General features: G+C 68.3%; 19 protein-coding genes, 3 rRNA genes and 1 pseudogene. 7 read left to right on the top strand and 16 right to left on the bottom strand.

Going from position 1 to position 22,647, the window contains the following annotated elements; genetic code table 11:
* Positions 1-2: 2 nt before the first annotated feature.
* From U5640_RS35020 to U5640_RS35010, 3 genes are read right to left on the bottom strand one after another with little or no spacing between them, the layout of a single operon-like run.
* The gene (locus U5640_RS35020) at positions 3-908 is read right to left on the bottom strand and encodes an NAD kinase (protein WP_340381728.1); all 906 of its coding nucleotides are present in this window, start codon (positions 906-908) and stop codon (positions 3-5) included.
* Positions 905-1,720 (bottom strand): TlyA family RNA methyltransferase, encoded by an 816-nt coding sequence (locus tag U5640_RS35015; RefSeq protein ID WP_340381727.1) that lies wholly within the window; start codon positions 1,718-1,720, stop codon positions 905-907. Before U5640_RS35015 ends, U5640_RS35020 begins: the two co-directional genes overlap by 4 nt.
* A 14-nt stretch (positions 1,721-1,734) precedes the next feature.
* A complete protein-coding gene (locus U5640_RS35010) occupies positions 1,735-2,010 on the bottom strand; it encodes a hypothetical protein (RefSeq protein WP_340381726.1) in 276 nt (91 codons plus the stop codon).
* Positions 2,011-2,052: 42 nt separating this feature from the next.
* Between U5640_RS35010 and U5640_RS35005 the strand changes: the two genes are divergently transcribed.
* On the top strand, positions 2,053-2,400 hold the full coding sequence (locus U5640_RS35005; protein WP_340381725.1) for an SCP2 sterol-binding domain-containing protein: 348 nt from the start codon (positions 2,053-2,055) through the stop codon (positions 2,398-2,400).
* Here U5640_RS35005 and U5640_RS35000 read toward each other — a convergent pair.
* The 4 genes from U5640_RS35000 to U5640_RS34985 all read right to left on the bottom strand — a co-directional run bounded on the left by U5640_RS35000 (position 2,384) and on the right by U5640_RS34985 (position 6,459).
* A complete protein-coding gene (locus U5640_RS35000) occupies positions 2,384-3,235 on the bottom strand; it encodes an ABC transporter ATP-binding protein (RefSeq protein ID WP_340381724.1) in 852 nt (283 codons plus the stop codon). The two genes, U5640_RS35005 and U5640_RS35000, sit on opposite strands and share 17 nt — an antisense overlap.
* The gene (locus U5640_RS34995) at positions 3,232-4,269 is read right to left on the bottom strand and encodes an iron chelate uptake ABC transporter family permease subunit (RefSeq protein ID WP_340385514.1); all 1,038 of its coding nucleotides are present in this window, start codon (positions 4,267-4,269) and stop codon (positions 3,232-3,234) included. The genes U5640_RS35000 and U5640_RS34995 overlap by 4 nt, the downstream gene beginning before the upstream one ends.
* A gap of 71 nt (positions 4,270-4,340) precedes the next feature.
* A complete protein-coding gene (locus tag U5640_RS34990; RefSeq protein WP_340381723.1) occupies positions 4,341-5,384 on the bottom strand; it encodes an iron ABC transporter permease in 1,044 nt (347 codons plus the stop codon).
* A 46-nt stretch (positions 5,385-5,430) separates the two neighbouring features.
* A complete protein-coding gene (locus U5640_RS34985) occupies positions 5,431-6,459 on the bottom strand; it encodes an HAD hydrolase-like protein (RefSeq protein ID WP_340381722.1) in 1,029 nt (342 codons plus the stop codon).
* A gap of 73 nt (positions 6,460-6,532) precedes the next feature.
* Here U5640_RS34985 and U5640_RS34980 point away from each other — a divergent pair, with 73 nt between their 5' ends.
* The 3 genes from U5640_RS34980 (at position 6,533) to U5640_RS34970 (ending at position 9,526) form a co-directional block, all read left to right on the top strand.
* The gene (locus U5640_RS34980) at positions 6,533-7,816 is read left to right on the top strand and encodes a DUF1015 domain-containing protein (RefSeq protein WP_340381721.1); all 1,284 of its coding nucleotides are present in this window, start codon (positions 6,533-6,535) and stop codon (positions 7,814-7,816) included.
* A 149-nt stretch (positions 7,817-7,965) separates the two neighbouring features.
* Complete coding sequence (locus U5640_RS34975; RefSeq protein WP_340381720.1) at positions 7,966-8,388, top strand: YciI family protein; 423 nt, start codon at positions 7,966-7,968, stop codon at positions 8,386-8,388.
* Positions 8,381-9,526 (top strand): DUF6596 domain-containing protein, encoded by a 1,146-nt coding sequence (locus tag U5640_RS34970; protein WP_340381719.1) that lies wholly within the window; start codon positions 8,381-8,383, stop codon positions 9,524-9,526. The genes U5640_RS34975 and U5640_RS34970 overlap by 8 nt, the downstream gene beginning before the upstream one ends.
* Before the next feature lie 76 nt (positions 9,527-9,602).
* Here U5640_RS34970 and U5640_RS34965 read toward each other — a convergent pair whose 3' ends face one another.
* The 6 genes and pseudogenes from U5640_RS34965 to U5640_RS34940 all read right to left on the bottom strand — a co-directional run bounded on the left by U5640_RS34965 (position 9,603) and on the right by U5640_RS34940 (position 17,922).
* Positions 9,603-10,382 carry a tetratricopeptide repeat protein gene (locus U5640_RS34965; RefSeq protein ID WP_340385512.1) on the bottom strand — a complete coding sequence of 260 codons (780 nt, stop codon included), beginning with the start codon at positions 10,380-10,382 and terminating at the stop codon, positions 9,603-9,605.
* A gap of 279 nt (positions 10,383-10,661) precedes the next feature.
* Positions 10,662-11,486 (bottom strand): annotated as a pseudogene (locus U5640_RS34960) (hypothetical protein); the annotation flags it as partial.
* A 126-nt stretch (positions 11,487-11,612) separates the two neighbouring features.
* Positions 11,613-11,729: ribosomal RNA gene (gene rrf / locus U5640_RS34955) — 5S ribosomal RNA — on the bottom strand.
* A gap of 103 nt (positions 11,730-11,832) precedes the next feature.
* Positions 11,833-14,953, bottom strand: a 23S ribosomal RNA gene (locus U5640_RS34950).
* A gap of 291 nt (positions 14,954-15,244) precedes the next feature.
* Positions 15,245-16,770: ribosomal RNA gene (locus U5640_RS34945) — 16S ribosomal RNA — on the bottom strand.
* The 16S, 23S and 5S rRNA genes sit together here, the layout of an rRNA operon.
* 501 nt (positions 16,771-17,271) lie before the next feature.
* Positions 17,272-17,922: a DNA-3-methyladenine glycosylase gene (locus U5640_RS34940; protein ID WP_340381718.1), complete on the bottom strand. Its 651-nt coding sequence runs from the start codon at positions 17,920-17,922 to the stop codon at positions 17,272-17,274.
* A gap of 150 nt (positions 17,923-18,072) precedes the next feature.
* Between U5640_RS34940 and U5640_RS34935 the strand changes: the two genes are divergently transcribed.
* The 3 genes from U5640_RS34935 (at position 18,073) to U5640_RS34925 (ending at position 20,100) form a co-directional block, all read left to right on the top strand.
* On the top strand, positions 18,073-18,855 hold the full coding sequence (locus tag U5640_RS34935) for a sporulation protein (RefSeq protein WP_340381717.1): 783 nt from the start codon (positions 18,073-18,075) through the stop codon (positions 18,853-18,855).
* A 45-nt stretch (positions 18,856-18,900) separates the two neighbouring features.
* A complete protein-coding gene (locus U5640_RS34930; protein ID WP_340381716.1) occupies positions 18,901-19,434 on the top strand; it encodes a YbhB/YbcL family Raf kinase inhibitor-like protein in 534 nt (177 codons plus the stop codon).
* A 159-nt stretch (positions 19,435-19,593) separates the two neighbouring features.
* On the top strand, positions 19,594-20,100 hold the full coding sequence (locus U5640_RS34925; RefSeq protein ID WP_067258807.1) for an HNH endonuclease: 507 nt from the start codon (positions 19,594-19,596) through the stop codon (positions 20,098-20,100).
* A gap of 100 nt (positions 20,101-20,200) precedes the next feature.
* Here the strand turns inward: U5640_RS34925 and U5640_RS34920 are convergent, their stop codons facing one another.
* The 3 genes from U5640_RS34920 to U5640_RS34910 form a co-directional block, all read right to left on the bottom strand.
* The gene (locus tag U5640_RS34920; RefSeq protein ID WP_340381715.1) at positions 20,201-21,148 is read right to left on the bottom strand and encodes an SPFH domain-containing protein; all 948 of its coding nucleotides are present in this window, start codon (positions 21,146-21,148) and stop codon (positions 20,201-20,203) included.
* Positions 21,149-21,298: 150 nt separating this feature from the next.
* The gene (locus U5640_RS34915) at positions 21,299-21,733 is read right to left on the bottom strand and encodes an NfeD family protein (protein ID WP_340381714.1); all 435 of its coding nucleotides are present in this window, start codon (positions 21,731-21,733) and stop codon (positions 21,299-21,301) included.
* Positions 21,734-21,825: 92 nt separating this feature from the next.
* The gene (locus U5640_RS34910; RefSeq protein ID WP_067258801.1) at positions 21,826-22,623 is read right to left on the bottom strand and encodes an ABC transporter ATP-binding protein; all 798 of its coding nucleotides are present in this window, start codon (positions 22,621-22,623) and stop codon (positions 21,826-21,828) included.
* Positions 22,624-22,647: the final 24 nt, after the last annotated feature.

Genomic DNA, 22,647 nt, shown 5'->3' with positions numbered 1-22,647 from the left:
CGCTAGTGCCGAGCCCCCCGCCACCCGGAGACGGGCAACGCGAACTTCGCCACCAGCCGATCGGTGAACGACGCGTGATGCAGTCGAGCGAGCCGCACCGGCACCGCCCCCCGCCGCACCTCCACACGGGCGCCGGGCGGCAGCTCGAACGTCCGCCGCCCGTCGCACCACAGCACACCCGGCGGAATGTGCGGCAGCAGCTCCACGGCCAGCACGGAGTTCGGCGAGGTCACCAGCGGCTTCGCGAACAGCGCGTGCGCGCTGATCGGCACCATCAGCAGGGCCTCGACCTCGGGCCACACCACAGGGCCGCCCGCGGAGAAGGCATAGGCGGTCGACCCGGTCGGCGTGGACAGCACGATGCCGTCACACCCGAACCCGGTCACCGGCCGCCCGTCGATCTCCAGCACCACTTCCAGCAGCTTCTCGGCGCCCGCCTTCTGCACCGCCGCCTCGTTCAGCGCCCAGTCCGTGTGCACGATGTCCCCGTTGCGGTGCACGACGACATCGACGGTCATCCGCTCCTCGACCTCGTACGCCTTGCTGACCACCCGGTCGACGACCTTGTCGAGATCGTCCCGCTCGGCCTCGGCGAGGAACCCGACGCTGCCGAGGTTGACGCCGAGCATCGGCACCCCGGACGCCCGCGCGAACTCGGCGCCCCGCAGCAGCGTCCCGTCACCGCCGAGGACGATGAGCAGCTCGCACCCCTCCAGGCAGTCCGGGGTGGCCTCGGCGACCAGTTCCACCTCGTCCGGCACATGCAGGTCGGAGGCCTCGTACTCCAGGACGCGCACCACGATGCCCTCCCGCAGCAGCCCCTTCACCACCAGTTCCGCGCTGCGGATGGCGGCGGGCCGGCCCGTGTGGGCGAGGAGGAAGACGGTACGGGTTCGGTTCTCGGTCAACGCGGCCCCTCCGCAACTGCACGGTCAACGTCGGCCGGGTCCAGGGCAGGTGCCCCGGCCCGGAGCCAGAGAAAGTACTCGACATTGCCCGACGGCCCGGGCAGCGGACTGGCGGTGACCCCCTTCACCCCGAGCCCGAGGTCCCACGCCCTGCCGGCGACGCCGCGCACCGCTTCGGCGCGCAGCTCGGGGCTGCGCACGACGCCTCCGCTGCCGAGCCGTTCCTTCCCCACCTCGAACTGCGGCTTGACCATCATCACCAGGTCCGCGTCCGGCCCGGTGCACCGCTCGAGGGCCGGCAGCACCAGCCCGAGCGGGATGAAGGACAAGTCCCCCACGACAAGATCCACTGGCTTCCCATCGATCGCTTCAAGCGTCAACTCGCGTACGTTCGTACGGTCCTTGACGGTGACGCGTTCATCGCTGCGCAGAGACCAGGCGAGTTGTCCGTATCCGACGTCGACGGCGACGACGTGCGCGGCACCGGCCCGCAGCAGCACATCGGTGAAGCCGCCGGTGGACGCCCCGGCGTCCAGCGCCCGCCGCCCCTGGACGACGAGCCCCTGCGGTACGAAGGCCTTCAGCGCCCCGGCGAGCTTGTGGCCGCCCCGGGAGACGTAGTCGGGGTCGTCGTCGGCCACGGCCACCACGATCGCGGCGGCCGTCTCCACCTGGGTGGCGGACTTGGTCGCGACGGTCTTGCCGACGGTGACCCGCCCCGCGGCGATCAGCTGCCCGGCGTGCTCCCGCGAGCGCGCGAGCTTGCGGCGGACCAGCTCCGCGTCCAGACGGCGACGTGCGACTCCTGCCACGTTCGGTTCAGCTCCTAATGCCGTACGAAGGGTGAGGGCGCCGGGGGTCCCGGGCGGGCGTCGAGCGCGGTCAGCGCGTCGCGCAGCCCCCGGTGTACATCCTCGTACACCTCGAGGTGTCCGTCGGTGGCGAGGTGGTCGGCGTCGGCCAGCCGGTCCAGCTGGGCGTCGACCTCGGCGTTTCCGGTGGGAGCGCGGGGTACGGCCAGCGGGGCGGGCGCGGCGGGGTCGGCCTCGGCCTCGGCGGCCGGGTCCGGTGCGGCCTCGTTCTCCGGCGCTGTGTCGCTCATGCCCAGACGCTACCCCGAACCCCTGGGGTACCGTCGATCGCGATGGCCACGATCGAGGAGTGCCGTGCGGCACTCGAGAAGCTCTCGGAGAACATGCGCAGCGCCGACGGGGACGTGCGGGAGGCCACCTCCCTGGACCGTTCGGTGAGCTGCCGGATCACGGACCTGGACGTCACCTTCGTCGGCCGGATGACGGGCGGCCGGATCGTCGTCCAGGACACCCTTCAGGGCCCTCCGCGGGAGAAGGCCCAGATCAGGCTGACCATGACGGGCGAGGACCTGGTCGCCCTCGTGAACGGCGAGCTGAACTTCGCGAAGGCCTGGGGTGCGGGGCGGGTGAAGCTGGAGGCGGGCCTGCGGGACCTGTTCCAGCTCAGGAAACTTCTGTAGCGACCGCCCGCCGCGCCCCGGCCCGCGCCCTGCGCGCCGCCGGCACCACGAGCGGCGTGCCCGTCTCCGGGTCCTCGATGACCTGGCAGCGCAGTCCGAAGACCTCCTCGACCAGAGCGGCCGTGACGATGTCGTTCGGCGCGCCCTGCGCGATGACCTCGCCGCCCTTCAGCGCGATCAGATGGGTGGCGTACCGGGCCGCGTGGTTGAGGTCGTGCAGCACGGCGACGAGCGTGCGGCCCTGGTCCTCGTGGAGCTCGGCGCACAGGTCGAGGACGTCGATCTGGTGCTGGATGTCGAGGTAGGTGGTCGGCTCGTCGAGCAGCAGCAGGGGGGTCTGCTGGGCGAGGGCCATGGCGATCCACACCCGCTGGCGCTGACCGCCGGACAGCTCGTCGACGTACCGCTCGGCGAGCTCGGCGACGCCGGTCTGCCTCATGGACTCCCGGACGACCCGCTCGTCCTCCGCCGACCACTGCCGCAGGATGCCCTGGTGCGGATAGCGGCCGCGGCCGACGAGGTCGGCGACGGTGATCCCGTCGGGCGCGACCGACGACTGCGGCAGCAGGCCCAGCGTGCGCGCGACCTTCTTCGCCGGCATCGACTGGATGACCTGTCCGTCGAGCAGCACCCGCCCCCGGGACGGCTTCAGCATCCGCGACAGCGCCCGCAGGAGCGTGGACTTGCCGCACGCGTTGGGGCCGACGATCACCGTGAAGGAGTGGTCGGGAATGTCCACCGACAGCTGCTCGGCGATCACCCGCTGGTCGTAGGCGAGGGTGACGTTCTCGGCGGACAGGCGGTTCACGGTGCTCCCTGGGTTGTTGTGGTTCATATCCGGCCCGCCCTGCGCTCGGTGACGAGGAGCCACAGCAGATAGACCCCGCCGAGGACCCCGGTGACCACGCCCACGGGCAGCTGTCCGTCGCCGAACAGCCGCTGCGAGGCCCAGTCGGCGGTGACCAGCAGGGCGGCGCCCATGCACAGCGAGGCCACGAGGTTGGGGCCGGGCGAGCGGGTGAGGCGGCGGGCGAGCTGGGGCGCGGTGAGCGCCACGAAGCCGACCGGTCCCGCCGCGGCGGTGGCGGCGGCGGTGAGCAGCACGGCCGACACCATCAGCACCAGCCGGACGCGCTCCACGCGCACGCCGAGCGCGTGCGAGACGTCGTCGCCCATCTCCATCATCCGCAGCCCGCGCGCGTGGGCGAGGACGAGCGGGACGAGCACCCCGGCCAGGGCGAGCAGCGGCCAGACCTGCTTCCAGTCCCGCCCGTCGAGGGTCCCGGTCATCCAGACGACGGCCCGCGCCGCGTCCACGAAGTCGGCCTTGGTGATCAGATAGCCGTTGACCGCGGTCGCCACCGCCGACACGCCGATGCCGACGAGCACCAGCCGGTAGCCGTGCACGCCCCGCTTCCACGCCAGCAGATAGATCGCGGCCCCGGTCACCAGCCCGCCGACCAGCGCGCCGGCGGTGACCTGGGCGGTGGTCCCGGAGAACAGCACGATCATCACGAGCGCGCCGGCGGTCGCCCCCTGGCCGAGGCCGAGCACATCGGGGCTGCCGAGCGGATTGCGCGACACGGCCTGGAACAGTGCCCCGCCCAGCCCCAGCGAAGCCCCGACCAGCAGGCCGACCAGCACCCGGGGCAGCCGCAGATCGTTGACGATGAGCTCCTGGCCGGGATCGCCCTTGCCGAACAAGGTCCTGACGACGTCCGCGAACGAGATCGGGAAGTCGCCGGTGCCGATCAGCACCACGCTCGCGGCGAACGCGGCGGCCAGCAGCAGCGCGACGACCACCAGGGACCGCGCGTCCAGCCGCACCGACAGCCCGCCCGGCGCGCGCAGCGCACGCGCCCCCGCCACCTTCCCTCTCGCCTTCCCGTTCGCCCTCCCGGCCGTCGTCGCGGTCGTCGTCCCGGTCGTCTCCGCGGTCCTCACAGCTGGGCCGTCCTCCGCCGTCGTACGAGAAAGATGAAGACCGGCCCGCCGATGATCGCGGTGACGATGCCGACCTGGACCTCCGAGGGGCGGGCCACGACCCGGCCGAGCACATCGGAGCCCAGCAGCAGCACCGGGGACAGGAGCGCCGCGTACGGCATGATCCAGCGCAGGTCGGGGCCGGTGAAGGAGCGGACGATGTGCGGGACCATCAGCCCGACGAACACGATCGGCCCGCAGGCGGCGGTCGCGGCCCCGCACAGCACGGTCGCGGCGAGCATGGCCAGCGCCCGGGTGCGGTCGAGGTTCGCGCCGAGCGCCCTGGCGGTGTCGTCGCCCATCTCCACCGCGTTCAGCGGCCGGGCGAGGGCGAGCGCGAGGACCGTGCCGGCCGCCAGGAAGGGCAGCACCTGCCGGATCGTCCCGTCGGTCGCCGAGGACAGCGAACCGACCGTCCAGAACCGCATCCTGGCCAGCGCCGCGTCATCCATGATCATCACGGCCTGGAGATAGCCGTACAGCGCGGCGCTGATCGCGGTGCCCGCGAGCGCGAGCCGCACGGGCGTGGCCCCCCGGCTCCCGCCGAGGAACCAGACCAGCGCCCCGACCGCGGCCGCCCCGAGGAACGCGAACCACACGTACCCGCTCAGGCTCGTCACCCCGAGGAAGGTGATCGCGGTGACGACGGCGGCCGAGGCACCCGCGTTGATCCCGAGCAGGCCCGGGTCGGCCAGCGGATTGCGCGTCAGGGCCTGGAGCACCGCTCCGGAGAGCCCCAGCGCGGCCCCGACCAGCAGCCCGAGCACGGTCCGCGACAACCGCTCGTCGACGACGACGTCCGCGTACGTCCCCGAGTCGGCGAACAGTCCGTGCCACACCTGGGCCACGGACAGCTCCTTGGCCCCGACGGCGATGCTCGCCACCGCCACCAGGGCGAGGACCGCCACCGCGAGAAGCAGCCCGACGGAACGGACCGCCTTGCGGGCGGGAGGCGCGGGGGCGGTCTCCGCGCGCTGTTCGGGAACACTGTCGACCAACACGCAGTTAGGTTAGCCTACCCAAATAAGTCGGGTCCCTGGTGTCGGCTCACAACCCCAGCCGTGCCAGCGCCTTGCCCCCGTCCAGCGCGCAACTGCCCTCCCCGGCAGCCGTCCAGGCCGCCGCGCACAGCGCCCGCAGCCCGTCCAGCGCCTCGCCGTCCCCGTCCAGCTCCATACGCTCCTCCCCCGCGGTCACCGTCCACCCACCGCACCGGAACCCGTCCCCGGCCGGGGTGACCTCCGGCTGCCCGGTGAGCAGCCCGCGCAGATCGGCGTCCACGAACGTCGGACGGTGCTGCGGCGGCGCCGCCAGCAGCTGCGCCCCGTCGGTGACCCCGGTCAGGACGAGCAGCGAGTCCACCTCCCCGTTGAACGCCCCCTCGATGTCGGTGTCCAGCCGGTCCCCGACCACCAACGGCCGCTCGGCGCCCGTCCGCAGAATCGTCTCCCGGTGCATCGGAGGCAGCGGCTTGCCCGCGACCTGCGGCTCGGCACCGGTCGCTATCCGCACCACCTCCACCGCCGCCCCGTTCCCCGGCGCGATCCCCCGCCCGCTCGGAATCGTCAGATCGGTGTTCGACGCGAACCACGGCACCCCGCGCGCCACGGCGTACGACGCCTCCGCGAACCGCCCCCACGGCAGATCAGGACCGCCGAACCCCTGCACCACGGCCGCCGGATCGTCGTCCGCGGACTCCACCGGGACCAGCCCCCGCTCCCGCAGCGCCACCCGCAGCCCCTCCCCGCCGATCACCAGCACCCGCGCCCCCGCCGGCACCTGCTCAGCGATCAGCCGCGCCACCGCCTGTGCCGAGGTGATGACGTCCTCGGCACCCGTCGGAATGCCCAGCTCGGTGAGATGCCCCGCCACCGTGTCGGGCGTCCGCAGCGCGTTGTTGGTGACGTACGCCAGGTGCATCCCGCCCGCACGGGCGGTCGCCAACGACTCGACGGCGTGCACGATCGCGGCCCCGCCCGCGTACACCACCCCGTCCAGATCGAGCAGCGCCGTGTCGTACGCCTCGCTCAGGGCCTGCCCACTGCCCTCGGGCCTCGTCCTGACGCTCCGGCTCATTCCACATCGCTCCTCGCTCGATCCGCTTTCCCCCGATCATCCCGCACGCCACCGACACACGTACGATGCCGGGATGAACACTGCAGGTCACTCGGAAGCAACGGCGCCCCGAGGCCTGGAACTCACCCCGTTCCGAGGCCTGCGCTACGACCCCGACCGGGTCGGCAGCCTCGCCGCCGTCACCTCCCCGCCGTACGACGTCGTCGTCCGCCCCGACGGCCTGCACCGACTCCAGGACGCGGACCCCTACAACATCGTCCGGCTGATCCTCCCCCAGGCGACCACGCCCAGCGCCCGCAACGGACAGGCCGCCGACGCCCTGCGCCGCTGGCTCGCCGAGGGCGTCCTGACCGCCGACCCCGAGCCCGCCCTGTACGTCTACGAGCAGCGGCACGCCGACGGCATGCTCCAGCGCGGCCTCATCGGCACCCTGCGCGTCTCCGACCCCGCGGAGGGCATCGTCCTCCCGCACGAGGACGTCATAGAGCCGGTCGTCGCGGAGCGCGCGGCCCTGATGCGCGCCACCTACGCCAACCTGGAGCCCCTCCTCCTCACCTACCACGGCAACGGCACGGCGGCCGGGATCGTGGACCGCACCGCCGAGCGCCCCCCACTCTTCGCCACCACCACCGCGGACGGCTACCACCACCGCCTGTGGGCGATCACCGACCCCGCCGAGCAGGCCCTCGTCCAGGCGGACCTCGCCCACCACCAGGCCCTGATCGCCGACGGCCACCACCGCTGGGCCACCTACCGCCGGCTGCGCGCCGCCCACCCCTCCCCCAGCCCCTGGGACCACGGCCTCGTCCTCCTCGTCGACACCGCCCGCTACCCCCTGCGCGTCCGCGCCATCCACCGCCTCCTGCACGGCCTGCCGGTCGCCGACGCCCTCACCGCCGTACGCGACCTCTTCCGCGTCCGGCACCTGCGGGTGCCGCTCCCCGAGGCACTCGAAGCCCTGGCGGACGCGGCCTGCGCCGGGAACGCCTTCCTGCTCGCCGGCGACGGCGCCTTCCACCTCCTCGACCGCCCGGACCCCGCCCTCCTCGCCCGTACGGTCCCCCAGGACCGCCCGCAGGCCTGGCGCACCCTGGACGCGACCGTCCTGCACGCCGCGCTCCTCGCCCACGTCTGGCACGTCCCCGAGGACGACCCGACCCGCATCGCCTACATCCACGACACCGCCGCCACCGTCCGCAAGGCGGAACGCGCCGGCACCACGGCGGTCCTCCTCCACCCGGTACGCGAGGAGGTCGTCCGCGACCTCGCCCGCCAGGGCGTCACCATGCCCCGCAAATCGACGTCGTTCGGCCCCAAACCGGCCTCCGGTCTCGTCCTGCGGGCCCTGGACGTCTGAGGGCCGTCTGAGGCGCCGTCTGAGGCCCCCGCGAACGGACCACAAAAAATCACGGGAACTTTCGCCGACGATGTCGAGAACCCGCGTCGGGCTCCGTCCCCGCTGTGAACGCGACCAGAATGGGTCGCACAGCACCGAGGAGACACACCATGGCCAAGTACCTGCTGCTGAAGCACTACCGCGGCGCTCCGGAACCGGTCAACAACGTGCCGATGGACAAGTGGACCCCGGAGGAGATCTCGGCGCACATCCAGTACATGAACGACTTCGCCGCCCGGCTCGAGGAGACCGGCGAGTTCATCGACGGCCAGGCACTCGCCCCGGAAGGGCAGTGGGTCCGCTACGACGGCGAGGGCCGCCCGCCGGTCACCGACGGCCCGTTCGCCGAGACCAAGGACCTCATCGCCGGCTGGATGATCATCGACGTCGACAGCCACGAACGCGCCGTCGAACTGGCCGGGGAACTCTCGGCGGCACCCGGCGCGGGCGGCCGGCCGATCCACGAGTGGCTCGAGGTGCGCCCGTTCCTGGCCGCGCCGCCCACCGTCCCGGAGTGCCTCGCCCATGGATGAGGCCCTGCTCAGGAGCCTCACGCCCAGCGTGCTCACCGTCCTCGTCCGCCGCGGAGCAGACTTCGCGGCGGCCGAGGACGCCGTGCAGGAGGCGCTCGTCGAGGCGGTCCGCAGCTGGCCCGACGACCCGCCGCGGGACGCGAAGGGCTGGCTGGTCACCGTGGCCTGGCGCAAGTTCCTCGACGCGAGGCGGTCGGACGCGGCCCGCCGCCGGCGCGAGGACCGTGCCGAGGAGGAGCCGCCCCCCGGCCCCGCCCCCGCCGCCGACGACACCCTCCAGCTCTACTTCCTCTGCGCCCACCCCTCCCTCACCCCCTCCTCGGCGGTCGCCCTCACCCTGCGCGCCGTCGGCGGACTCACCACCCGCCAGATCGCCCAGGCCTACCTGGTGCCCGAGGCGACCATGGCCCAGCGGATCAGCCGCGCCAAGCGCACCGTCTCCGGCGTCCGCCTCGACCGGCCCGGCGATGTCTCCACCGTGCTGCGCGTCCTCTACCTGGTCTTCAACGAGGGCTACTCCGGCGATGTCGACCTCGCCGCCGAGGCCATCCGCCTCACCCGGCAGCTCGCCGCCGTGATCGACCACCCCGAGGTGTCCGGGCTGCTCGCCCTCATGCTGCTCCACCACTCCCGGAGCGCCGCCCGGACGGCACCCGACGGCAGCCTCGTACCGCTCGCCGAGCAGGACCGCGCCCGCTGGGACACCCGGTCGATCGCCGAGGGCGTCCGGATCCTCCAGACGGCGCTCTCCCTCGACCGGCTGGGCGAGTTCCAGGCCCAGGCCGCCATTGCGGCCCTCCACGCCGACGCGCCCACCGCCGAGGAGACCGACTGGGTGCAGATCGTCGAGTGGTACGACGAACTCACCCGGCTGACCGACAGCCCGGTCGTCCGCCTCAACCGCGCGGTCGCCGTGGGCGAGGCAGACGGCCCCCGCGCCGGCCTTGCGGCCCTCGCGGCGCTGGACGACTCCCTGCCCCGCCACACCGCCGTCGCGGCCCACCTCCACGAACGCGACGGCGACCTGACGACGGCGGCCCGCCTGTACGCCGAGGCGGCCCACAAGGCGCCCAACCTCGCCGAACGCGACCACCTGACGCGCCAGGCCGCCCGGCTCAACACCCGCCGGACCCACTGACCGACAGCACCGGCCTCCGTCACGGGCCAGAAACGCAAAAGGGGCAGGTTCCGTCCGGAACCTGCCCCTTGCTCACTCAGTCCTTGTCGTCGGCTTCGCCGCCGTCAGCGCCCGGAGCCTCGGTCTCGATCCCGGTCCCGGTCTCCGTCTCCTCGGACTCACCGTCGTCCTCGCCCTCGTCGAGGGCGTCCACGAAGTCCACCCCGTCCAGCTCGGCGAGCCGGTCGGAGGCGTCCGTGCTGCCGTCCCGGTCCGCCTCGACCGCCTTGGCGAACCACTCCCGCGCCTCGCTCTCACGACCGGCGGCCAGCAGCGCGTCGGCGTACGCGTACCGCAGCCGAGCGGTCCACGGCTGTACGGAGCTGGAGGCGAGCTCGGGGCTCTGGAGCGTCACGATGGCCGCGTCCAGCTGTCCCATGTCACGCCGGGCACCGGCCGCGACGAGCCGCATCTCCACCTGGCCGGCCTTGTCGAGCTTGTGCACCTCGGGGGCACCGGCCATGTCCAGCGCCTTCTCCGGCCGCCCGAGCCCACGCTCGCAGTCGGCCATGACGGGCCACAGCTCCACCGACCCGGTCATCCGCCGCGCCGCCCGGAACTCGGCGAGTGCCTCGCTGTACTTCTGGTTCGCGTAGGCCGCGAACCCGGCCGCCTCCCGCACGGCTGCGACCCGGGACGCGAGCCGCAGCGCCACCTTGCTGTACCCGTAGGCACCCTCGGGGTCCTCGTCGATCAGCCGCGCGACCATCACCAGGTTGCGGGCGACGTCGTCGGCGAGCGTCTTGGGCAGGCTCTGGAGTTCCTGCCGTACGTCCTTGTCGATCTCCTCGCCGGTGACGTCCGCCGGGATCGGCAGCCGCTTGATCGGCTCACGGTCGCGGTCCCGCTCGTCACGGAAGCGGCCGCCACCGCGCCGGTCGTCACCGCGCCGGTCGTCCCGACGGTCGTCACGGCCCCGGAAGCCACCGGGCCGCCCACCTCGGTCGTCCCGCCGGAAGGCCGGCCGGTCGCCCCGGTCGCCACGGTAGCCACCACGGTCGTCCCGACGGTCGTCACGGCGGAAGGCCGGCCGGTCACCACGGTCGTCGCGGCGGAAGCCACCCCGGTCGTCGCCGCGACGGTCATCGCGGCGGTCGTCACGGCGATCATCACGCCGGTCGTCGCGGCGGAAGGCGGGGCGGTCTCCGCGGTCGTCCCGACGGTCGTCGCGGCGGAAGGCGGGGCGGTCTCCGCGGTCGTCCCGACGGTCGTCACGGCGGAAGGCGGGGCGGTCACCTCGGTAGCCTCCGCGCTCGCCACCACGGTCGTCGCGCCTGTCATCACGGCGGTCGTCACGCCGGTCGTCCCGACGGTCGTCCCGACGGAAGCCACCACGGTTGTCGTCGCGGCGGAAGGCCGGACGGTCACCACGGTCGTCCCGACGGTCGTCGCGCCGGAAGCCACCGCGCTCGCCACGGTCATCACCGCGCCGGTCGTCGCGCCGGTCGTCGCGCCGGTCGTCCCGGCGTCCGTAGCCACCGCGGTCACGGTCACGGTCGCCGAACCCGCCGCGGTTGTCGTCGCGGCGGAGGGCCGGACGGTCACCACGGTCGTCCCGCCGGAACCCGCGGTCCCGCTCGTCACGACGCGGTCCACGGTCGCGGTCGTCGCGCTGGAACGCGGGACGGGGACCGCGGTCACCCTCGCGGCGGTCGTCACGCCGGTCGTCCCGACGGCCGTACCCACCACCGCGGTTGTCGTCACGCCGGTCGTCGCGGCGGAACCCGCCACGGTCACCGCGGTCACCGCGGTCGTCCCGACGGCCGTACCCACCACCGCGGTTGTCGTCACGCCGGCCGTAACCACCGCGGTCACCACGGTCGTCGCGGCGGAAGCCCCCGCGATCGCCACGGTCACGGTCTCCGCGGTAGCCGCCACGATCGCCGCGATCCCCACCGTCCCGTCGCCGCTCGTCGCGCTCCGGTCGGTCGTCGGGAGAGTTGGTGGACATCGGTGACTCCTGTCTTCGGTACCGCAGTCATTCTAAAAACGAAAGGACCCCTGGTCCCAGCTGAACGCTGGGGACCAGGGGTCCTTCCCAAAGATTGTTCGGCGGTGTCCTACTCTCCCACAGGGTCCCCCCTGCAGTACCATCGGCGCTGTGAGGCTTAGCTTCCGGGTTCGGAATGTAACCGGGCGTTTCCCTCACGCTATGACCACCGAAACCCTAATGGTTTCGAGCGAACAAGCACACTTTGTAATTATGCGTTCTGCTCAAACCGGCAACGGTCGTTGCCTCAGAACTAACACAGTGGACGCGAGCAACTGAGGACAAGCCCTCGGCCTATTAGTACCGGTCACCTCCACACATTACTGTGCTTCCAGATCCGGCCTATCAACCCAGTCGTCTACTGGGAGCCTTACCCCATCAAGTGGGTGGGAGTCCTCATCTCGAAGCAGGCTTCCCGCTTAGATGCTTTCAGCGGTTATCCCTCCCGAACGTAGCCAACCAGCCATGCCCTTGGCAGAACAACTGGCACACCAGAGGTTCGTCCGTCCCGGTCCTCTCGTACTAGGGACAGCCCTTCTCAAGACTCCTACGCGCACAGCGGATAGGGACCGAACTGTCTCACGACGTTCTAAACCCAGCTCGCGTACCGCTTTAATGGGCGAACAGCCCAACCCTTGGGACCGACTCCAGCCCCAGGATGCGACGAGCCGACATCGAGGTGCCAAACCATCCCGTCGATATGGACTCTTGGGGAAGATCAGCCTGTTATCCCCGGGGTACCTTTTATCCGTTGAGCGACGGCGCTTCCACAAGCCACCGCCGGATCACTAGTCCCGACTTTCGTCCCTGCTCGACCCGTCGGTCTCACAGTCAAGCTCCCTTGTGCACTTACACTCAACACCTGATTGCCAACCAGGCTGAGGGAACCTTTGGGCGCCTCCGTTACTCTTTAGGAGGCAACCGCCCCAGTTAAACTACCCATCAGACACTGTCCCTGATCCGGATCACGGACCCAGGTTAGACATCCAGCACGACCAGAGTGGTATTTCAACGACGACTCCACCTGAACTGGCGTCCAAGCTTCACAGTCTCCCACCTATCCTACACAAGCCGAACCGAACACCAATATCAAACTGTAGTAAAGGTCCCGGGGTCTTTCCGTCCTGCTGCGCGAAACGAGCATCTTTACTCGTAGTGCAATTTCACCGGGCCTATGGTTGAGACAGTCGAGAAGTCGTTACGCCATTCGTGCAGGTCGGAACTTACCCGACAAGGAATTTCGCTACCTTAGGATGGTTATAGTTACCACCGCCGTTTACTGGCGCTTAAGTTCTCAGCTTCGCCGAGACGAATCTCGACTAACCGGTCCCCTTAACGTTCCAGCACCGGGCAGGCGTCAGTCCGTATACATCGCCTTACGGCTTCGCACGGACCTGTGTTTTTAGTAAACAGTCGCTTCTCGCTGGTCTCTGCGGCCACCCCCAGCTCGGAGAGCAAGTCCCCTCACCAGACGTGGCCCCCCTTCTCCCGAAGTTACGGGGGCATTTTGCCGAGTTCCTTAACCATAGTTCACCCGAACGCCTCGGTATTCTCTACCTGACCACCTGAGTCGGTTTAGGGTACGGGCCGCCATGAAACTCGCTAGAGGCTTTTCTCGACAGCATAGGATCATCCACTTCACCACAATCGGCTCGGCATCAGGTCTCAGCCACATGTACGACGGATTTGCCTATCGCACGGCCTACACCCTTACCCCGGGACAACCACCGCCCGGGCTGGACTACCTTCCTGCGTCACCCCATCACTCACCTACTACAAGTCTGGTCCGTCGGCTCCACCACTCCCCTTTGCCCGAAGGCTCCGGGGCGGCTTCACGGACTTAGCATCGCCTGGTTCGATGTTTGACGCTTCACAGCGGGTACCGGAATATCAACCGGTTATCCATCGACTACGCCTGTCGGCCTCGCCTTAGGTCCCGACTTACCCTGGGCAGATCAGCTTGACCCAGGAACCCTTAGTCAATCGGCGCACACGTTTCTCACGTGTGAATCGCTACTCATGCCTGCATTCTCACTCGTGAACCGTCCACAACTACCTTCCGGTGCTGCTTCACCCGGCACACGACGCTCCCCTACCCATCACAGCACCCGTTGGGGCTATATACTGCAATGACACGACTTCGGCGGTACGCTTGAGCCCCGCTACATTGTCGGCGCGGAATCACTAGACCAGTGAGCTATTACGCACTCTTTCAAGGGTGGCTGCTTCTAAGCCAACCTCCTGGTTGTCTCTGCGACTCCACATCCTTTCCCACTTAGCGTACGCTTAGGGGCCTTAGTCGATGCTCTGGGCTGTTTCCCTCTCGACCATGGAGCTTATCCCCCACAGTCTCACTGCCGCGCTCTCACTTACCGGCATTCGGAGTTTGGCTAAGGTCAGTAACCCGGTAGGGCCCATCGCCTATCCAGTGCTCTACCTCCGGCAAGAAACACACGACGCTGCACCTAAATGCATTTCGGGGAGAACCAGCTATCACGGAGTTTGATTGGCCTTTCACCCCTAACCACAGGTCATCCCCCAGGTTTTCAACCCTGGTGGGTTCGGTCCTCCACGAAGTCTTACCTCCGCTTCAACCTGCCCATGGCTAGATCACTCCGCTTCGGGTCTTGAGCGTGCTACTGAAACGCCCTGTTCGGACTCGCTTTCGCTACGGCTACCCCACCCGGGTTAACCTCGCAACACACCGCAAACTCGCAGGCTCATTCTTCAAAAGGCACGCAGTCACGAGAACAAGGCAAGCCTTGTTCCGACGCTCCCACGGCTTGTAGGCACACGGTTTCAGGTACTATTTCACTCCGCTCCCGCGGTACTTTTCACCATTCCCTCACGGTACTATCCGCTATCGGTCACCAGGGAATATTTAGGCTTAGCGGGTGGTCCCGCCAGATTCACACGGGATTTCTCGGGCCCCGTGCTACTTGGGTGTCTCTCAAACGAGCCGCTGACGTTTCGACTACGGGGGTCTTACCCTCTACGCCGGACCTTTCGCATGTCCTTCGCCTACATCAACGGTTTCTGACTCGTCCCACGGCCGGCAGACCGTGGAAGAGAGATCCCACAACCCCGCATGCGCAACCCCTGCCGGGTCTCACACGCATACGGTTTGGCCTCATCCGGTTTCGCTCGCCACTACTCCCGGAATCACTGTTGTTTTCTCTTCCTGCGGGTACTGAGATGTTTCACTTCCCCGCGTTCCCTCCACACTGCCTATGTGTTCAGCAGCGGGTGACAGCCCATGACGACTGCCGGGTTTCCCCATTCGGAAACCCCCGGATCAAAGCCTGGTTGACGACTCCCCGGGGACTATCGTGGCCTCCCACGTCCTTCATCGGTTCCTGGTGCCAAGGCATCCACCGTGCGCCCTTAAAAACTTGGCCACAGATGCTCGCGTCCACTGTGCAGTTCTCAAACAACGACCAGCCACCCGTCACACACCAGAACTCTGATGCTTCACCGGGGCCGGCATCCGAGGGTTCATTCCCTCAGACACCCAACAGCGTGCCCGACCCGATCTGTCCGTCCTCTCCACGTTCCACGCCGAAGCAGTACTAGCAGGAGACATCCAGACCGTGCCGAATAATCAACGTTCCACCCATGAGCAACCAGCACCGGACGTTCGCCGGTGTACTGGCCTCTGGACCGCAGAGCGGCCTAGAAGTGCTCCTTAGAAAGGAGGTGATCCAGCCGCACCTTCCGGTACGGCTACCTTGTTACGACTTCGTCCCAATCGCCAGTCCCACCTTCGACAGCTCCCTCCCACAAGGGGTTGGGCCACCGGCTTCGGGTGTTACCGACTTTCGTGACGTGACGGGCGGTGTGTACAAGGCCCGGGAACGTATTCACCGCAGCAATGCTGATCTGCGATTACTAGCAACTCCGACTTCATGGGGTCGAGTTGCAGACCCCAATCCGAACTGAGACAGGCTTTTTGAGATTCGCTCCACCTCACGGTTTCGCAGCTCTTTGTACCTGCCATTGTAGCACGTGTGCAGCCCAAGACATAAGGGGCATGATGACTTGACGTCGTCCCCACCTTCCTCCGAGTTGACCCCGGCGGTCTCCTGTGAGTCCCCATCACCCCGAAGGGCATGCTGGCAACACAGGACAAGGGTTGCGCTCGTTGCGGGACTTAACCCAACATCTCACGACACGAGCTGACGACAGCCATGCACCACCTGTACACCGACCACAAGGGGGGCACTATCTCTAATGCTTTCCGGTGTATGTCAAGCCTTGGTAAGGTTCTTCGCGTTGCGTCGAATTAAGCCACATGCTCCGCTGCTTGTGCGGGCCCCCGTCAATTCCTTTGAGTTTTAGCCTTGCGGCCGTACTCCCCAGGCGGGGAACTTAATGCGTTAGCTGCGGCACCGACGACGTGGAATGTCGCCAACACCTAGTTCCCACCGTTTACGGCGTGGACTACCAGGGTATCTAATCCTGTTCGCTCCCCACGCTTTCGCTCCTCAGCGTCAGTAATGGCCCAGAGATCCGCCTTCGCCACCGGTGTTCCTCCTGATATCTGCGCATTTCACCGCTACACCAGGAATTCCGATCTCCCCTACCACACTCTAGCTAGCCCGTATCGAATGCAGACCCGGGGTTAAGCCCCGGGCTTTCACACCCGACGTGACAAGCCGCCTACGAGCTCTTTACGCCCAATAATTCCGGACAACGCTTGCGCCCTACGTATTACCGCGGCTGCTGGCACGTAGTTAGCCGGCGCTTCTTCTGCAGGTACCGTCACTTTCGCTTCTTCCCTGCTGAAAGAGGTTTACAACCCGAAGGCCGTCATCCCTCACGCGGCGTCGCTGCATCAGGCTTTCGCCCATTGTGCAATATTCCCCACTGCTGCCTCCCGTAGGAGTCTGGGCCGTGTCTCAGTCCCAGTGTGGCCGGTCGCCCTCTCAGGCCGGCTACCCGTCGTCGCCTTGGTGAGCCGTTACCTCACCAACAAGCTGATAGGCCGCGGGCTCATCCTTCACCGCCGGAGCTTTCGACCCTCACAGATGCCTGCGAGAGTGATATCCGGTATTAGACCCCGTTTCCAGGGCTTGTCCCAGAGTGAAGGGCAGATTGCCCACGTGTTACTCACCCGTTCGCCACTAATCCACCCCGAAGGGCTTCATCGTTCGACTTGCATGTGTTAAGCACGCCGCCAGCGTTCGTCCTGAGCCAGGATCAAACTCTCCGTGAATGCTTCTCACGGGAGCGGAGCCAGGAGGAGGAATAGTCCCCCCGGCTCACAGCGTCCTCGCTGTGTTTTTCAAAGGAACCTCATCCTCGGCTATCACTGCCGGGGACGGGGTATCAACTAATCTGGCGTTGATTTTTGGCACGCTGTTGAGTTCTCAAGGAACGAAAGCTTCCTTTGTACTCACCCTCTCGGGCTTTCCTCCGGGCTTCCCTTCGGTGTTTCCGACTCTATCAGACCTTTTCGGTGTCCGATTCCCTGTCGGTGGGATTGTCTTGGGCTTCCGGCTTTCGCCCGTCGGCCTTTCGACATTCACTACGTTAGCCGATTCCCTCCGCAACTCATAATCGAGTTCCTGCGAGTTCGAATTCAGGCATGCGGGCACGCCGAAATCGATCCCGCTGAGGGATGTCGTAGGTAGTGGGTTGGCCGCTTCCGGCTGCTGGCGAATGCCGTACCCGGTTCAAGCGGCTCGGGCCACGTTACGCCCCTGCCACAAGCGAGTCAACTTCGGCGGTGCCTGGGGACGTGCGCCCGGTACGGGCTCACCGTCGGGTCGCCGGCCGCCCAGAAGCGCCAGGGGTGGACATCCCCGTTGCCGCCCTCACCGGCGACCCCGGTGCGGGGACCGTTGCTCACCTGGTGGGACGGGATCGGGGTGCCGGTCAGCAGGCTGAGAGGGCTGCCCTCGGGGGCGCACGCGTCCGTGCCGTCGAGGGTGCGGTCCACGCCCAGGGCCGTGGCCAGGCGGGCGGGGCCTTTGGCGAGTTCTTTGTCGTCGCGGGCCGAGAGTCGGCGTTTACGGGCGAGGTCCACGCCCTCGATCACCTCTCCGGCGCGGAGCAGGACCGCGCTCGCCCTGCCGTCGGGGCCGCAGACGAGGTTCATGCAGTGCCACATGCCGTAGGTGAAGTAGACGTACACATGTCCGGGCGGACCGAACATCACCTCGTTGCGGGGTGTGCGGCCGCGGTAGGCGTGGGAGCCGGGGTCGTTCGGGCCGTCGTAGGCCTCGACCTCCGTGAGGCGGACAGTGATCGGACCGTCGGGCGTCGTACGGACGAGGAGGCGGCCGAGGAGGTCGGGGGCTACCTCCAGGACGGGGCGGTTGAAGAAGGCCCGGGAGACAGGCGTACGGTCGGGGGTCGCGATCATGCCCTCCGAGCGTAGTGGAGAACCACGGGTGCGCCGGGGTGGTCAGCGGGCACTCGGCTTGCCAGGGTGTGGGACGCGGAACCGGCCACGTCCGGATCGCGTTTCTAGGGATCAACGGATCCCGTCAGAAGTAGTCGTAGAGGGAGAGTCATGGCGTTCAAGAAGCTGCTCGCGAGTCTCGGGGCCGGCGGGGCTTCGGTCGAGACGGTGCTGACGGAGGTCAACGTCGTCCCCGGCGGTGTGGTCCAGGGCGAGGTCCGGATCCAGGGCGGTTCCGTCAACCAGAACATCGAGGGACTGTCCGTCGGGCTGCAGGCCAAGGTCGAGGTCGAGAGCGGCGACCAGGAGTACAAGCAGGACATCGAGTTCACCAAGCTCCAGCTGGGCGGTGCCTTCGAGCTCCAGGCCGGTGCCGTGCACGCGGTGCCGTTCGGACTGGAGATCCCCTGGGAGACCCCGGTCACGATGATCGACGGGCAGGCGCTGCGCGGGATGCACATCGGTGTCACGACCGAGCTGGCGATCGCCCGCGCGGTGGACTCCGGTGACCTGGACCCCATCAACGTGCACCCGCTGCCGGCGCAGAAGGCGATCCTGGACGCGTTCCTCCAGCTGGGCTTCCGCTTCAAGAACGCGGACATGGAGCGCGGGCACATCCGCGGCACGCGGCAGAAGCTGCCGTTCTACCAGGAGATCGAGTTCTTCCCGCCGTCGCAGTACCGGGGGCTGAACCAGGTCGAGCTGAGCTTCGTCGCCGACGAGCACGCGATGGACGTCGTGCTGGAGATGGACAAGAAGCCGGGGCTGTTCAGCGAGGGCAGCGACACCTTCCGGTCCTTCCAGGTGGGTCTGAACGACTATCACGGGACCGACTGGGCGGCATACCTCAACCAGTGGCTGTCCGAGGTCGGCAGCAAGCGCAACTGGTTCTAGGCTCGGCGTCACCGAGTCCATCAGCATCGTTCAGGAGGTACCGAGGTGACCGAGCTCAAGCGCCGGCCGCTCCCCCATGACTTCCACCCGCCCGTGCCGTCGTTCACGGTGACGAGCGAGGACGTCCAGGAGGGGGCGACGCTCAAGGCCGCGCAGGTCCACGCGGAGGGGAACACCTCGCCGCAGCTGCGCTGGGAGGGTTTCCCGGCCGAGACCAAGAGCTTCGCCGTGACCTGCTACGACCCGGACGCCCCGACGGGCAGCGGGTTCTGGCACTGGGTCCTCTTCGACATCCCCGCCACGGTGACGGAGCTGCCGGCGGGAGCGGGCAGCGGCGCGTTCGAGGGGCTGCCGGAGGGCGCCGTGCAGGCGCGCAACGACTACGGCAGCAAGGACTTCGGCGGTGCCGCGCCGCCGCCCGGGGACGGGCCGCACCGGTACGTCTTCACGGTGTACGCGGTGGATCAGGAGAAGCTCGGTCCGGACGCCGACGCCTCGCCCGCCGTCGTCGGGTTCAACCTGCGGTTCCACGCGATCGCGCGCGCCCAGCTGATCGGTGAGTACGAGAACCCCGCGTAGGGACAATCAGCTCATCGTTCATTGAACGTTTGCCCGCCTCTGGTCTTGGAAGTGATCAGAGGCGGGCATTTTTTATTGCGTTGTCCATCTCGGCGTGCCCGTCCAGAGTTGATCCGAGCCCGCCGGAGGGCGGGCAGATGCAATGGGGAGGTGGGCTGGATGCGTGACACGCTGGTCCTGAACGCGAGCTTCGAGCCGCTGTCTACGGTGACGTTGAACCGCGCTGTCGTCCTGGTGCTCCAGGACAAGGCCGTCGTCGAGCAGGCCCACCCCGAACTGCGTATGCGGGGCGCGGATGTGGACATACCGGCGCCCCGGGTGATCAGGCTGTGCAGGTACGTACGGGTGCCGTTCCGAAGACAAGCGCCGTGGTCGCGGAGGGGGGTGCTGGTCAGGGACCGGCACCGGTGCGCGTACTGCGGTCGCCGGGCGACCACCGTGGACCATGTCGTGCCGCGCGCGCAGGGCGGTCAGGACACCTGGCTGAACACGGTGGCGTCCTGCTCCGAGGACAACCACCGCAAGGCGGACCGGACTCCCGACCAGGCGGGGATGCCGTTGCTGCGGGAGCCGTTCGAGCCGACTCCCCAGGACGCGATGCTGTTGGCCCTGGGGCAGGACGACCTGGCCGCGCTGCCGGAGTGGCTGTCCCTGGACGCGGCTTAGCGGTGCGCCGCGTCGGCTGCGGGTCCGCTGCGGCCGAACGCGCAGTTCCCCGCGCCCCGAGAAGCAGGTGGGGTGCGGGGAGCTCTGTTGTCCGGGGTCCTCAGTCGATCGACGGCTTCTCGCGGCGTTCCGGGATCTTCTTCTCGGTGCCGCCGTTGCCGGAACTACCGCCCATGGCGCCGAAGTTGCCCATCGCGCCGGAGAGGCCCTTGAGGGCGTCGCCGATCTCGCTGGGGACGATCCAGAGCTTGTTGGCGTCGCCCTCGGCGATCTTCGGGAGCATCTGGAGGTACTGGTAGCTGAGGAGCTTCTGGTCCGGGTCGCCGGCGTGGATGGCCTCGAAGACCGTGCGGACGGCCTGGGCCTCGCCCTCGGCGCGCAGGGCGGCGGCCTTGGCCTCACCCTCGGCGCGCAGGATCTGGGACTGCTTCTCGCCCTCCGCGGTGAGGATCGCGGCCTGGCGCGTACCTTCGGCGGTGAGGATCGCGGCGCGCTTGTCACGGTCGGCGCGCATCTGCTTCTCCATCGAGTCCTGGATGGAGGTCGGGGGCTCGATCGCCTTCAGTTCCACGCGGTTGACGCGGATGCCCCACTTGCCGGTGGCCTCGTCGAGGACGCCGCGCAGGGCCGCGTTGATCTCCTCGCGGGAGGTCAGGGTGCGCTCCAGGTCCATGCCGCCGATGATGTTGCGGAGGGTGGTGACGGTGAGCTGCTCGATCGCCTGGATGTAGCTGGCGACCTCGTAGGTCGCGGCGCGGGCGTCGGTGACCTGGTAGTAGATGACCGTGTCGATGTTGACGACCAGGTTGTCCTGGGTGATCACCGGCTGCGGCGGGAAGGGGACGACCTGTTCACGCAGGTCGATGCGATTGCGGATGGTGTCGATGAACGGGACCACGATGTTGAGGCCCGCGTTGAGGGTGCGTGTGTAACGGCCGAAGCGCTCGACGATGGCGGCGCTCGCCTGTGGGATGACCTGGATGGTCTTGATCAAGGCGATGAAGACCAACACCACCAGAATGATCAAGACGATGATGACCGGTTCCATCGTGCGTCCCCGTCCCCTTCTCCGCTTCTCCGCCTCGAGCGCTTTCGGAAGATCCTACGTTTGTGAAGATCTTGCTGATCGAGTCTGACAGACCGTCGCGTACCTCGGGAGGCCTTCGCCTCACTTGCGTAGTGCGGGAGTTGTGCAAGGTCAGATGACGATCGCCGTGGCCCCCTCGATGTCCACGACGTCGACTTGCTCACCGGCCTCGTACACGCGGTCCGTGTCGAGGGAGCGGGCCGACCAGATCTCTCCGGCGAGTTTGATCCGGCCGTTCCCGGAACCGTCGACGCGCTCCAGGACGACGGCCTGCTTTCCCTTCAACGCGTCCACTCCGGTGGCGAGTTGGGGGCGCTGTGCGCTGTGCCGGGCCGCGATCGGGCGGACCACGGCGATGAGGGCGACCGAGACGACGATGAACAAGAGGACCTGGGCGACCGCGCCGAGGCCGAGGCCGGCGCCGATCGCGGCGGCGACCGCGCCCACGGCGAGCATGCCGAACTCCGGCATCGCGGTGACCACGAGCGGGATTCCGAGCGCTGCTGCGCCGACGAGCCACCAGACCCACGCGTCGATGTCGTTCACGAGGTCATGGTAGGACCGTATGTCCCGTCGCGGACAGGGCGCACGGGGTCAGGGACGGGGCAGGGCCGCCGGGGGTGCCCTTCGGGCGGCGGTCAGGACAGCGGGAGGCCCTGCGCGGTCCAGCGGTCGCCGACCTGTTCCACGACGAGCGGGAGCCCGAAGCAGAGGGAGAGGTTGCGCGAGGTGAGTTCGAGTTCGACCGGGCCCGCGGCGAGGACCTTGCCCTGGCGGATCATGAGGACGTGGGTGAAGCCGGGGGCGATCTCCTCGACATGGTGGGTGACCATGATCATCGAGGGGGCGATCGGGTCGCGGGCGAGGCGGCCGAGACGGCGTACGAGGTCCTCGCGACCACCGAGGTCGAGACCGGCGGCGGGCTCGTCCAGGAGGAGCAGTTCGGGGTCGGTCATCAGGGCGCGGGCGATGAGGGTGCGCTTGCGCTCGCCCTCGGAGAGGGAGCCGAACGTCCGGTCGAGGTACTCGCTCATGCCGAGGCGGTCGAGGAAGGCGCGGGCGCGCTGCTCGTCGACGGCCTCGTACTCCTCCTGCCAGGCGGCCGTCATGCCGTAGGCGGCGGTGAGGACGGTCTGCAGGACGGTCTGGCGCTTGGGGAGCTTCTCGGCGAGGGCGATGCCGGCCATGCCGATGCGGGGGCGCAGTTCGAAGACGTCGGTGCCGGGGGCGCCGAGGGTCTCGTCGAGTACGGAGACGGTGCCCGAGCTGGGGAAGAGGTAGGTGGAGGCGATGTTCAGGAGGGTGGTCTTGCCCGCTCCGTTGGGACCGAGGATGACCCAGCGCTCGCCTTCCTTGACGGACCACGAGACCTGGTCGACCAGAGCCCTGCCCTCGCGGACCACCGATACGTCCTGAAGCTCCAGAACATCGCTCATGAGCGCGTTGTCTCCCCTTGCAGT

Source organism: Streptomyces sp. SS7 (assembly GCF_037993025.1).
Taxonomy (GTDB): Bacteria; Actinomycetota; Actinomycetes; order Streptomycetales; family Streptomycetaceae; genus Streptomyces.
The sequence above is the reverse complement of the archived record's forward strand: the minus strand, read 5'-3'. Positions and strand labels throughout refer to the sequence as shown.